The organism is Variovorax restrictus, from assembly GCF_051216715.1.
Classification (GTDB): domain Bacteria; phylum Pseudomonadota; class Gammaproteobacteria; order Burkholderiales; family Burkholderiaceae_C; genus Variovorax.
Window position 1 is genome coordinate 1,734,569 of sequence record NZ_JBPJZH010000001.1, and the last position, 11,147, is coordinate 1,745,715.

At 69.0% G+C, this 11,147-nt stretch carries 13 protein-coding genes; 1 reads left to right on the forward strand and 12 read right to left on the reverse strand.

What is annotated here, in order from left to right; genetic code table 11:
• Positions 1-24: 24 nt before the first annotated feature.
• Positions 25-1,236, forward strand: a complete 1,212-nt coding sequence (gene flgL, locus ACSFA0_RS08195) for a flagellar hook-associated protein FlgL (RefSeq protein WP_435449706.1) — start codon at positions 25-27, stop codon at positions 1,234-1,236.
• Here the strand turns inward: flgL and ACSFA0_RS08200 are convergent.
• The 12 genes from ACSFA0_RS08200 to fliJ form a co-directional block, all read right to left on the reverse strand.
• Entirely contained in the window at positions 1,227-2,969 is a 1,743-nt protein-coding gene (locus ACSFA0_RS08200; protein WP_435449707.1) for a putative bifunctional diguanylate cyclase/phosphodiesterase, read from the reverse strand. The two genes, flgL and ACSFA0_RS08200, sit on opposite strands and share 10 nt — an antisense overlap.
• A complete protein-coding gene (locus tag ACSFA0_RS08205) occupies positions 2,966-4,288 on the reverse strand; it encodes a sensor domain-containing diguanylate cyclase (RefSeq protein ID WP_435449708.1) in 1,323 nt (440 codons plus the stop codon). Before ACSFA0_RS08205 ends, ACSFA0_RS08200 begins: the two co-directional genes overlap by 4 nt.
• A 26-nt stretch (positions 4,289-4,314) precedes the next feature.
• On the reverse strand, positions 4,315-4,713 hold the full coding sequence (locus ACSFA0_RS08210) for a PAS domain-containing protein (protein ID WP_435449709.1): 399 nt from the start codon (positions 4,711-4,713) through the stop codon (positions 4,315-4,317).
• A gap of 180 nt (positions 4,714-4,893) precedes the next feature.
• On the reverse strand, positions 4,894-5,691 hold the full coding sequence (gene fliR, locus ACSFA0_RS08215; RefSeq protein ID WP_435449710.1) for a flagellar biosynthetic protein FliR: 798 nt from the start codon (positions 5,689-5,691) through the stop codon (positions 4,894-4,896).
• Between the two features lie 7 nt (positions 5,692-5,698).
• A complete protein-coding gene (gene fliQ / locus ACSFA0_RS08220) occupies positions 5,699-5,968 on the reverse strand; it encodes a flagellar biosynthesis protein FliQ (RefSeq protein WP_435449711.1) in 270 nt (89 codons plus the stop codon).
• A 10-nt stretch (positions 5,969-5,978) separates the two neighbouring features.
• Positions 5,979-6,737 (reverse strand): flagellar type III secretion system pore protein FliP, encoded by a 759-nt coding sequence (fliP, locus tag ACSFA0_RS08225; protein ID WP_435449712.1) that lies wholly within the window; start codon positions 6,735-6,737, stop codon positions 5,979-5,981.
• Entirely contained in the window at positions 6,734-7,222 is a 489-nt protein-coding gene (gene fliO, locus ACSFA0_RS08230; RefSeq protein ID WP_435449713.1) for a flagellar biosynthetic protein FliO, read from the reverse strand. The genes fliP and fliO overlap by 4 nt, the downstream gene beginning before the upstream one ends.
• Positions 7,219-7,662, reverse strand: coding sequence for a flagellar motor switch protein FliN (gene fliN, locus ACSFA0_RS08235; RefSeq protein ID WP_435449714.1), 444 nt, complete (start codon positions 7,660-7,662; stop codon positions 7,219-7,221). Before fliN ends, fliO begins: the two co-directional genes overlap by 4 nt.
• Positions 7,655-8,659 carry a flagellar motor switch protein FliM gene (gene fliM / locus ACSFA0_RS08240; RefSeq protein WP_435449715.1) on the reverse strand — a complete coding sequence of 335 codons (1,005 nt, stop codon included), beginning with the start codon at positions 8,657-8,659 and terminating at the stop codon, positions 7,655-7,657. Before fliM ends, fliN begins: the two co-directional genes overlap by 8 nt.
• A 21-nt stretch (positions 8,660-8,680) precedes the next feature.
• Positions 8,681-9,166 carry a flagellar basal body-associated protein FliL gene (gene fliL, locus ACSFA0_RS08245; protein ID WP_435449716.1) on the reverse strand — a complete coding sequence of 162 codons (486 nt, stop codon included), beginning with the start codon at positions 9,164-9,166 and terminating at the stop codon, positions 8,681-8,683.
• 112 nt (positions 9,167-9,278) lie between these two features.
• Entirely contained in the window at positions 9,279-10,655 is a 1,377-nt protein-coding gene (locus ACSFA0_RS08250; protein ID WP_435449717.1) for a flagellar hook-length control protein FliK, read from the reverse strand.
• Positions 10,656-10,669: 14 nt separating this feature from the next.
• The gene (gene fliJ / locus ACSFA0_RS08255) at positions 10,670-11,125 is read right to left on the reverse strand and encodes a flagellar export protein FliJ (protein WP_435449718.1); all 456 of its coding nucleotides are present in this window, start codon (positions 11,123-11,125) and stop codon (positions 10,670-10,672) included.
• Positions 11,126-11,147: the final 22 nt, after the last annotated feature.

Consider the following 11,147-nt stretch of genomic DNA (forward strand, 5'->3'; position numbering starts at 1 on the left):
CACCCACCCATTTCAGGAGTCGTGATGCGCATCAGCACCAGCACCTTCTACGAGCGCAACCTTTCGGCGCTCAACGGTCAGCAGCAGCAACTGTTCCGCACGCAGCAGATGCTGTCGGCCGGCACCAAGTACCTGACGGCCGCGGACGATCCGGTCGCTGCCTCGCGCGCACTCGGCGTGCGCCAGACGCTGTCGGAATCGGCGCAGTTCGCCACCAGCCGCGACCGCGCGATGCTGACGCTGACGCACGAAGACACCGCGCTCGACAGCGCCACCCTGATCCTCCAGGACATCAAGACACTGACGGTCGCCGCCGGCAACGGCACGCTGTCGGACGCCGACCGTGCGTCGATGGCGACCACGCTGCAGAGCAAGCTCGACCAACTCGTGGCCGTGGCGAACTCGGACGACGGCAACGGCCAGTTCCTGTTCGCCGGCTACAAGAGCGGCACCGCCCCGTTCGCTGCCGCGGCCGGCGGCGGCATCCAGTACATGGGCGACCAGGGCCAGCGCATGATCCAGGTCGACGTGGCGCGCCAGATGTCGAGCTCGGACGACGGCCGCTCGGTGTTCCAGTCGGTGCAGGGCGGCGCGGGCTACGTCACCACCGGCGGCACGGCGAACACCGGCACCGGCGTGTTCGGCGCGGTCAGCATCAACGATGCGACCGCACCGAACTACGGCAAGGACTTCAGCATCAGCTTCGCGGGTGGCAACTACACGGTGCAAACCAACGACACGCCACCGGTCGTCGCGGGCACCGGCCCCTACGTGGTCGGCACACCGATCACCTTCGGTGGCGTGCAGCTGGCCATCTCCGGCACGCCGGCCGATGGCGACACCTTCGCGGTGACCACCGCCCAGAACGCCGGCACCGACATCTTCAAGAGCGTCGGCGAACTGGTGACGGCCCTGCGTCAGCCCCTCGCCGGTGGCGGCGCAGCAGCGCAGGCCAAGCTGCAGAACGCCCTGAGCACCGCGAATGTGAAGGTGACGAACGCGCACGACAACGTGCTGACCATCCGCTCGTCGGTGGGGTCGCGCCTGAACGAGCTCGACGCCCTCGACAGCGGTGGCGCGGCTGGCGACCTGACCGAGAAGAGCTACCTCTCGGGCATCGAGGACCTCGACGTCACCAGCGCCATCGCCGACTTCTACCAGCGCGAGACCTCGCTCAAGGCCACGCAACTGACCTTCGCGCGCCTGTCGAACATCGCACTGTTCAACTACATCTGACCGGTCGACCGGGCCAGCCACTCGGTCATGGCGTCGCGCGGCAGCGGCCGCGCGAACAGATAGCCCTGGCCCTTGTCGCACTGCAGGCGCGTCAGGGCATCCGCCTGTGCGTCGGTCTCGATGCCTTCGGCGACCGTGCGCATCTTCAGGCTGCGCGCCACCAGGATCACGGCCTCGATCAGCACCCCATGGTGGTCGCTGTGCTCGACTTGCCGGACGAACGACTGGTCGATCTTCAGCACGTCGATGGGCAGGAGATGCAGGGTGGCCAGCGACGAATAACCGGTGCCGAAGTCGTCCAGCGCGACCGTGATGCCCAGCGCCTTGAGTTCGTGCAGGCTGCGGCGAACGCGGTCGTCCTGTGCCGCCAGGCTCTCGGTCACTTCGACCTGCAACGCCGCGGCGTTCAGCCCGCTCGCAGCCAGGGCGTCGTGGACGTGCGCGATGTGGTCCGAGCCCAGCAGCTGCGCGCGCGAGACGTTCACCGACACGCTGTGCGGTGCCCGCGCACCGAACTGCTGCTGCCAGGCCGCACAGGCCCTGCAGGCCTCGTTCATGACGAAGCGGCCGAGCTCGGAGATCAGGCCGATCTCCTCGGCGACCTCGACGAACTCCAGCGGCGGCACATTGCCCAGCGACGGATGCTGCCAGCGCACCAGGGCTTCCATGCCCACGCACCGGCGGCTCGCCAGCGACACGATCGGCTGGTAGGCCACGGTGAGCGCGCCGCGGTCGATGGCGTCGCGCAGGTCGGTTTCGATGGTGGCGCGTCGCGCGGCCCGCGCCCGCATGCCCGGCTCGAACAGGCTGAAGCGTGCGCCGCCCGCTCGCTTCGCTTCGCCCATGGCGAGGCTGGCGTCGAGCATCAGGGAGTCGGTGTTGCCCGCATCGCGTTGGCCGAGAACGACGCCCACGCTCGCGCTCACGTGCTCGGGCTGGTGGTCGATCGCATACGGTTCGCCCAGCGCGTCGACCACCGCCTTGGCCAGCTGTGCGGCCACGTCACGGTGCGTCACCTCGTGCGCCACGACGACGAACTCGTCCGCCCCCAGGCGCGCGGCGAGCAGCCCGCGGCCGCCGAGCGTCTCGATCTCGCCGCCCGGCGCGACGAGCCGCGCCAGCCGATCTGCCACCAGCCGCAGCAAGCGGTCGCCCGCCGACTGGCCGCGCGTGGTGTTGATGCGGTGAAAGCGATCGAGGTCGATGAAGGCGATCGCGAAAAAGCCGTCGTGCGACGCCGCCGTCTGCGCGCGTGCGGACTCGATGTGCTCGGAGGCGACCGTGCGGTTGGGCAGGCCGGTGAGCCCGTCGCTGCGCGACAGGTCGTGCAGGCGCTTCTGCACCTGCTGCTCCTCGTCGTGCACGGCTTGCGTGATGTCGCTGATCGTGGCCATCCACGTCTGGGCGTCGAGCCGCACCAGCCGCAGGCCCAGGGTCGCCGGAGGGCGGCCGGGGCGATATCGTTCGTCGACCGGAATGGGCAGTGTCCGATCGCCTACGGCCTCGCCATGCTCGGCGTGGGCGGCGGCCTGCGCGCGGAGCTCGGGGGCGAACGGTTCCAGCACGTCGAACAGATTGCTCAGGTCACCGGCGCGCGTCAGCGGCATCAGCAGCGACGCCGCCATCGGGTTGATCATCGTGATCTCGCCGTCGAGCTCGGTCTGCAGAAGCCCGATCGGGGCCTGGTAGAGGAACTGGATGAGCGCGTCGTAGGCGACGCTGTCGTTGCTCATCGAGACGCCCGGGCCGGCGAGGCCCGGCCGTTCTGTTCGAGCGTGTCGTCCCAGACCGCCACCCGGTTGCGTCCGGCGGCCTTCGCGGCGTAGAGCGCGATGTCGGCCCGTCGCAGGAGTTCGTCGACACCCGACAGCCCGTCGGTGCAGCTGGCGATCCCGGCACTCACCGTGCAAGGCACCTGGACGCCGTCGACCGTGACCGGCTTGGCTGCGACGTGCGAGCGAAAGCGTTCGGCCGTGACCCGGGCCTCGGCGGCACTGCTGCCGGTCAGCAGCACCACGAACTCTTCGCCGCCGAAGCGCGCGACGACGTCCGTCGGCTTAAAGGTGGCCAACAGCCCCGCCGCGAGATGCCGCAGCACCGCGTCGCCGGCAGGGTGGCCATGCGTGTCGTTCACCGCCTTGAAATGGTCGGCATCGAACAGCACGATGGTGATCGGCTGGCCGGTGTGCGTGCAGCGTTGCGCCGCGGCCGAGGCGGCGTCGAAGAACGCACGGCGGTTGGCCAGGCCTGTCAGGTGATCGGACCACACCGATCGCCGCAGCGCCTCGTCGGCTTCGCGGCGCTCGCTGATGTCGCGGATGACCAGGCTGTATGTGCGTTCCGCCTCGGGCACCTCGGTGGCTGCTTCGACCGGGGCGATCAGGCCGCTCCCCCAATAGCGCTCGCCGTTGCTGCGCCGCAGCCAGCCTTCTTCGAGGCTCCAGCCGGTCTGGTCGGCTTCCCGCAGGCGCTCGACCACCCGATGGCCGAGCATGTCGCCTTCCGGATAGAAGTTCGCGTAGGACCGTCCAACGGTCGCCTCAGCCTCGAACCCTGTCAGATTCCGGATGCCGACGTTCCAGCCCCGCACGATGCCCCGGCTGTCGAGCGACATCAACGCGTAGCTCACGTCGAAGATGCCGGATGAGATGCTGTGGATCCAGGCCTGGCTGTGGCGCAGCTCGCGGTCGCGCTTCACCGAGAGCGTCACGTCGTCCAGCACCGCCATGAACCGGTCGGCGTCCAGCTTGAGCAGGGTGAGCGACAGGATCTGCGGCTCGTGACCCGGTTTGCCGGCGTGGGCCTGGATGTGCATGGCGTCGCACACCTTGCCGTGCAGGGGTGCGAAGGCACGGGCACGGTGAGCCAGGTCGGGTGCGACGCTCTCCAGCACGGTGAAGAGGTTGGCGAGATCTCCCCGCTTCGCGAGTGGCATCAGCAGCTGGGCACACAACGGATTGATCAGCACGATCTCGCCGTCGCGGTCCAGCTGCGCGAGACCGACGGGCGCCATGTAGAGAAACTGCAGCAGCGCTTCGTAGTCTTGCTCCACGGTCGCCGGAGCCGCTTCACGCGGGATCAACGCTGCCTCTGCACGAAGAGATGCCGCAGCGCGATCGCGGGGTCGGCCAGCAGGCGCAGCTTGACCTTGGCCGGCCGCATGCGCAGGGTGAGCACATAGTCGATCGTTTCGTCGAGTGTGCCGCCGTCACGGGCCGTGTCCTCGAAGCGCTGGGCCACCATGAAATTGTTCATGCAGGGCGCGACCACGGTGAAGAACGGATGGCCCACCACGCGATCGAGGGAGAGGCCGGCCATGCGGGATTCATGCGTGTTGTAGCGCCGGACGACGCCGTCGGCGTCGAAGCCGATCACGCCGAACTCGAGGGCGTCGATGTCGGCCGCAGAGGCGCTGTGAAGGAAGGCGGAGATTTCGGCGGGGGCCGCGTCGAACGGGATCGAGACGGTCTGGGTCATCGGGGGCTTTCGAAAAGGAAATCTGTCGGTCGACAACCTCGCGGTGTTGTCGTGCGGTCAGGCCGGATTCGGCCAGTCACGAGCGGTCGAGTCTTATGGCCTCGGGCGCGCTGTCGTGTAGGAAGACGCGCCATCCCGGACACCCAAAGGCGATGGAGAAGGCGCGCGTGTGGCATGCGCTCAGCGCCCGCGCAGCGCCTGCGTGAAACGCAGCACCCCGGCAACGCTTTCTGCGAAGCGCGGCTCGAGAAAGGCGCCGAGGTTCGGGATCAGCAGCAGCAGCATGGCGATGCCCGCCAGCAGCGTGAGCGGGAAGCCCACCGCGAAGATGCTGAACTGGGGCGACGCGCGATTCAGGATGCCCATCGCCAGGTTCAGCGTGAGCAGCGCGGTCACCAGCGGCAGCGACAGCATCAGGCCACTGGCGAAGATCTGCGAGGCGCTGTCGACCAGGAACAGCCAGCCGCCGCCCGACCAGGCGGCGTCCGAGATCGGCAGCGTCTGAAAGCTCTCGGCCAGCACGCTCACCAGCAGCAGGTGCACGTCGAAGGCCAGGAAAAGCAGCATTGCGAGCATGTTGAGCAGCCGGCCGACCACCATGGTGGTGCCGCCGGCCATCGGGTCGAAGAAGGACGCGAAGGACAGGCCCATCTGCAGGCTGATGTACTCGCCCGCGGCCTGCACCGCGACGAACACCAGCCGCATGGTGAATCCCATGGCCGCGCCCACGAGCACCTGCTGCACGATGATCCAGATGCCGCCCGGCGAGACGATCGGCACCGGGGGCACCGGGCCGATGGTCGGGACCAGCACCAGGGCCAGCATCGCGGCGATGCCCACCTTCACCTGACGCGGCACCGATTTCTCGCTGAACACCGGCGCGGTACTCATCAGCGCGAGCATGCGCACGAAGGGGTAGAGGAAGGTGGTCAGCCAGGCGGTCATCTCCGCCGACGTGACCGAGAAGACGGCCGGCATCCGCGTCTCAGCCGACGAGCGTGGGGATGCTGCCGAACAGCTGGCGCATGTAGTCGACCATCTGGCCGAGCATCCAGGGGCCGGCGATCACCATGGTCGCGAAGATGGCGATGAGCTTCGGGATGAAGGACAGCGTCGCCTCGTTGATCTGCGTGGCCGCTTGGAAGATGCTGATCACCAGGCCGATGACGAGCGCGACCAGCAACATCGGCGCACCGAGCATCAGCGCCACGTGGATGGCCTGGTTGCCCATGGTCATGATGGTTTCGGGGGTCATGGCCGGTCCGCTAGGTGAAGAAGCTCTGCGCCAGCGCGCCGATGAGCAGTTGCCAGCCGTCGGCCAGCACGAAGAGCATCAGCTTGAAGGGCAGCGCGATGCTCGCGGGCGGCACCATCATCATGCCCATCGACATCAGCACGCTGGCCACCACCATGTCGATGATCAGGAAGGGAATGAAGATCGTGAAGCCGATCTGGAAGGCCGTCTTGAGTTCGCTGATGACGAAGGCCGGCAGCAGGATGCGCAGCGGCACGTCTTCCGGGCCCTGCATCTCGGGCACCTTGGCCAGCTTGGCGAACAGGGCCAGGTCGTTCTCGCGCGTCTGGCGCAGCATGAAGGTCTTGAAGGGCTCGATGCCGCGGGCGAGGGCGGTCTCGACCGGGATCTTGTTCTCGGAAAAGGGCTTGTAGGCGTCGGCGTAGACCTTGTCGAAGACCGGCGACATGACGAAGAAGGTGAGGAACAGCGACAGACCGACCAGCACCTGGTTGGGTGGCGACGACTGCGTGCCGATGGCCGTGCGCAGCAGGCCCAGCACGATCAGGATGCGGGTGAAGCTGGTCATGCCCAGCATCAGCGCCGGCAGGAAGGTCAGCGACGTGAGCATCACCAGCGTCTGCACGCTGAGCGACCAGGTCTGGCTGCCGCCCGGGCCGGGGGTGCTGGTCACGCCCGGCAGGCCTTGCGTCCAGGCCGCCAGCGGCAGCGTGGCCGCCAGCAGCGCCAGCGCGATGCGCAGGCTGCGGAAAAAGGTGCGCGGGCTCATGCGGTCGGCCGGCTCTTGACGCCCAGCGATTCGCGGAACTTCTGCGCGAAGAGGTCGAGCGGTCGCTGCATCGATGCGGGTGCGGCGAAGCCTTCGGCCGCGTGCGCGGTGCCCGGCTTGGCGGGCAGGGTGTGGAGGGTGTGGATCTGGCTCGTGGTCACGCCGAGCACCAGCCACGTGCCGTCGACCTCGACCACCACCACGCGCTCGCGCTGCCCGAGCGATGCGCTCGACACCACCTTCACGACGCTGCCGGTGCCGAAGCGCTGCAGCCCGAATCGGCGGGCCGCCCAGGCGCACAAGAAGATGAGCCCGAGCACCATGGCCATGCCGAAGACGGCCTGCAGCATGCCGCCGGCGCCGATCGCCGCGGGGGCGGCTTCGGCCACGGGGGAGGGCACGGTCGGCAAGGCCGCCTGTGCGCCCGCGGCCAGCAGCCAGCCGCACACGAAGGCGGTGTGCGAACGCCAGCGCAGCAGGTTCATGAACGTGCGAGCTTCTGCATGCGTTCCGACGGCGTGATGATGTCCGTCAGGCGAATGCCGTACTTGTCGTTGACCACCACCACTTCGCCCTGGGCGATGAGGTAGCCGTTGATCAGCACGTCCAGCGGCTGGCCGGCCAGGCCGTCGAGCTCGACCACCGAGCCCTGCGACAGCTGCAGCAGGCTCTTGATGGTGATGCGGGTGCGGCCGATCTCGGCGGTGAGTTGCACCGGCACGTCGAGCACGCGGGCCAGGTCGAGCCCGGCGACGCTGCTCGCGGCCGTGGGTCCGTCCATCGGCTGGAACACCTGCGCGGTGGCAGGCGTGGCAGCGGGCGCCGGTGCCGGTGCCGGCGCAGGCGCCGGTGCGGACGCGGTCTGTTCGGCCATCGCAGCCGCCCAGTCGTCCATGTCGTCGGAAGCAGGGGTGTTGTCAGTCATGGTCGCTCTTCGAGTCGGTGTCTTGGTGGGTGATCATGTGCTGCACGCGCAGCGCGTAGCGGTCGTTCGAGGTGCCGAAGGTGCAGTCCATCACCGGGATGTTGTCGACGCTGGCGGTTACGGTGGTGGGGAGCTCGATGGGCAGCACGTCGCCGACTTCGAGCGCCAGCACCTTGCCGATGGTCGAGGTCATCTGCACGAAGTTGGCGACCAGTTCGACGTCGGCCGACTGCATCTGGCGCGACATCTGGTTGACCCAGCGCTTGTCGACCTCGACCTCGTCCTGGATCGGGTTGGACAGCTGGTTGCGGATCGGCTCGATCATCGAGTAGGGGATGCACACGTGCAGGAAGCCGCCCACCGGGCCGAACTCGATCTGCAGCGTGGTGTTCACCACCACCTCGTTGGCCGCCACGATGTTCGCCAGCTTGCCGTGCATCTCGGCACGCACGTAGTCGAAGTCGAGCGGGAAGACCGGCTTCCACGCGTCGCCATAGCACTGCAGCGACAGGTCGAGCAGCCGTTTGATGATGCGTTGCTCGGTGCGCGTGAAGTCGCGGCCTTCCACGCGGACGTGGTAGCGGCCGTCGCTGCCGAACAGGTTGTCGACCACCAGGAAGACCAGCTTCGGGTCGAACACGAACAGCGCGGTGCCGCGCAGCGGCTTCATGTGCAGCATGTTGATGTTCGCCGGCACCGGCAGGTGGCGCACGAATTCGCCGTACTGCTGGATCTGGATCGGCCCGACCGAGATGTCCGGGCTGCGCCGCATGAAGTTCAGCAGGGCGCCGCGCAGGCCACGTGCGAAGCGCTCGTTGATGACCTCCAGCGTGTGCATACGGCTTCGCACGACACGGTCGGGGGCACCCAGGTCGTAGGCGGGCAGGCCGTCCTTGGGCTTGGTGTCGGGTGCGGAGGTCTGGTCGACCGAGCCGCCGGTGACACCCCGCAGCAGGTCGTCGACCTCGTCCTGCGAGAGGACTTGTTCATAGGCCATGGGTCGGTCGCCTGAAAGTGGTCACTGCACCACGAAGGTGTTGAAGGAGACGCTGGTCACGCCCTGCGGCGGCAGGTCGGCCGACAGCGGCGCGTTGATCGCCGTGCGGATCTCCTCGGCCAGCTTGGACTTGTCGTCGGTCGTCATCAGGGTGTCGGGCTGGCGGTTCGACAGCAGCAGCAGCACGCGGCTGCGCAGCTCGGGCATGAACTCGACCAGCTGCGCCTTGGCCTTCTCGTCCTTCACCTTGAGGGCGACGCCCACGTGCAGGAAGCGCGCGCGCCCTTCGGACTGCAGGTTGACGGTGAAGGGCTCGAGCGCGAGGAAGATCGGCTTCTCGGCGACCTTGGGCGCCGGCTCCGCCGATTCGGCCTTCTTGGTACTCGCGAGGTAGAAGTAACCACCGCCGGCGAGTGCGCAGACGGTGACCACGGCGAGAACGATGATCAACAGTTTCGGCGAGCGTGCGGGCGGTGCGGCAGAGACGGGGGCGGTGCTGGTGGCCATGGGATGAAGCTGGTTGCGGTGTGGATCTATTCTTGGCGAAGGGGGCGCTGGAGCAACGGGGGATCAAGCGGGCAAAAGCGCGTCAGATCCCGGCATTGCGGCGGCCGTGCGTTCAGGCGAAGGTGTCGACGGCGCCCTCGGCGGGGGCACGGCGCACCGGGGCGGCAGGCACCGCGTTCGCGGCCACTGCGCCGCTGCGTGCGGCTCCGGCGTAGGCATTGCCCCCGTTGCCGCTGGAGCGGCCCGACGGGTTGTCGCCGGCGAAGCCGCTTTGACCACCCGGCTGGCGCGTGTCCTCGCCCACGGCGGTCTGGCCCAGGCTGATGCCGTGCTCGGCCAGCGTGGTGCGCAGTTGCGGCAACGCGGCCTCGACCGCCTTGCGAACGCTTTCATGGGCCGAGACGAACATGGCCTGCGCCTGGTCTTCGCCGAGCTTCAGCGTGATCTGCAGCGGCCCCAGGTTCTCGGGGTTGATGCTGAGCTGGGCGGTGTGCATGCCGCTGGCGCTCATGCGCAGCATCTGCTGGCCGAGGGCGGGGGTCCAGGCGTCGCTGTCCAGCGGCGGGGCCAGCGTCAGAACGGGCGTCCGGCTGTCGGTGGCGGCCGTGCCGCTGGCGTTGCCGGCGTTGCCTGGCTGGGCCGCCATCCAGGCGAGCGGTGCGTTCGGGGTGCTGTCGTCGGCCACGCCGGCGTCGCTGCCCGCCGTGGTTTCGATGCGGGCGGCCAGCAGGTCCAAGGGGTCGGCCTCGGTGGCTTCGGCCGTCGCGGTGGTGCCGTTGACCGTGGGGGCGGCCGCGTCGCGGCCGGCCACGTCGGCGCGGCCGGCGCGTGCGGTCGGTGTCGACGGCGTCGGCACGGTGCTGGCCATGGCTGCGTTGAGCAGCGGCGTGGCGGCGGGCGTGGCCGGCAGTGCCGCGTCGGCCTTCGCGGTGGCCGCGGCGGCGTCGGCCTGCGCCGCGGTGGTCGATGCCTTGCCGGCGGCAGCGCGCAGCGTGTCGGCTGCCATGGCGTCGGCGGGGTGGCCTTCGGCGCGCGCTCCCTCCGCCGACGCATCGATCGCTGCCGAATCGAGGGCCGCCGCGCCCTTGGCGGCCTCGACCGCAGCGTCGGTGGTCGTCGACGCGGCTTGCGCATCGGTGCGTTCGGTGGCGGTGGCCGCGGCGCGCAGCGCGGCGGCGGTGACGGCTTCGGCACCGGCGCGCGCGGCAGCCGCCGTGACAGGGACCGACACCGCCGGCACGAAGAAGTCGAGGTTCGGAATCTCGGGGGCGGCCTCGTCCTTGGTGCCGGCGGCGCCGCGGCGCGGCGTGCCGGGGCGCAGGCTCGCGCTGTCGGCGTCGGCTTGCGCGTCGGCCTGCGACGCCCGCGAGCGGTCGAGCGCCGCATGGAAGCTGCGGCCTTGCGGCTCGTCGGCGTTGCGGGCACGTGCGGGCGACGCGGTGGACGAGAGGGCGGGCGAAACGAGTGCGGGGGAGACGATGGCGGACATGGGGGCTCCTGGGGTCAGAGGGTCGGGTTGGCGGCGCGGTCGAAGAACTTGCGCGTGGCGCGTTCGTCGCTTTCGCGCTGTTCGCGCTTGGACTGGGCAAGCATTTCCTGCTGGCGCACGCGCTCGGCCAGCGTGTCGAAGGAGCTCTGGCGGCGCTTCTGGTGCTGCCAGTCGGTGCGGCCGGCGTCGAGGCGGGTGTCGGCCTGGGCGACGATGGCGCGCTGCTGCGCGATCGCACCGTCGAGCGTCACGAGGAAGTTCTGGTAGTTGCGCAGCTTGGCCGCGGGCATGCCGTTGACCATCAGGGCATTGAGCTGGTCCACGTAGTCCTGCCGGTACTGGAGCAGCAGCTGCAGTTTCTGCGTGCTGGTGATGCGCGCGGTCTGAAGGGCGCCCAGGCGGATCGCGGCCTTGTCGGTCGCCGTGCGCGCCAGTTCGCTGAGCATGTCGAGGGGGAGCTTGTTGGCCATAAGACGCCTTCGGTTCAGGGTG

Excerpts from the sequence above, each read along its gene's own strand:
- ACSFA0_RS08210 (WP_435449709.1), bottom strand. The coding sequence starts at position 4,713 with ATGACCCAGACCGTCTCGATCCCGTTCGACGCGGCCCCCGCCGAAATC.
- fliM (WP_435449715.1), bottom strand. The coding sequence starts at position 8,659 with ATGGCCTATGAACAAGTCCTCTCGCAGGACGAGGTCGACGACCTGCTG.
- ACSFA0_RS08200 (WP_435449707.1), bottom strand. The coding sequence starts at position 2,969 with ATGAGCAACGACAGCGTCGCCTACGACGCGCTCATCCAGTTCCTCTAC.
- flgL (WP_435449706.1), top strand. The coding sequence starts at position 25 with ATGCGCATCAGCACCAGCACCTTCTACGAGCGCAACCTTTCGGCGCTC.
- fliL (WP_435449716.1), bottom strand. The coding sequence starts at position 9,166 with ATGGCCACCAGCACCGCCCCCGTCTCTGCCGCACCGCCCGCACGCTCG.
- fliN (WP_435449714.1), bottom strand. The coding sequence starts at position 7,662 with ATGACTGACAACACCCCTGCTTCCGACGACATGGACGACTGGGCGGCT.
- ACSFA0_RS08250 (WP_435449717.1), bottom strand. The coding sequence starts at position 10,655 with ATGTCCGCCATCGTCTCCCCCGCACTCGTTTCGCCCGCCCTCTCGTCC.
- fliP (WP_435449712.1), bottom strand. The coding sequence starts at position 6,737 with ATGAGCCCGCGCACCTTTTTCCGCAGCCTGCGCATCGCGCTGGCGCTG.
- fliJ (WP_435449718.1), bottom strand. The coding sequence starts at position 11,125 with ATGGCCAACAAGCTCCCCCTCGACATGCTCAGCGAACTGGCGCGCACG.
- fliQ (WP_435449711.1), bottom strand. The coding sequence starts at position 5,968 with ATGACCCCCGAAACCATCATGACCATGGGCAACCAGGCCATCCACGTG.
- fliO (WP_435449713.1), bottom strand. The coding sequence starts at position 7,222 with ATGAACCTGCTGCGCTGGCGTTCGCACACCGCCTTCGTGTGCGGCTGG.
- fliR (WP_435449710.1), bottom strand. The coding sequence starts at position 5,691 with ATGCCGGCCGTCTTCTCGGTCACGTCGGCGGAGATGACCGCCTGGCTG.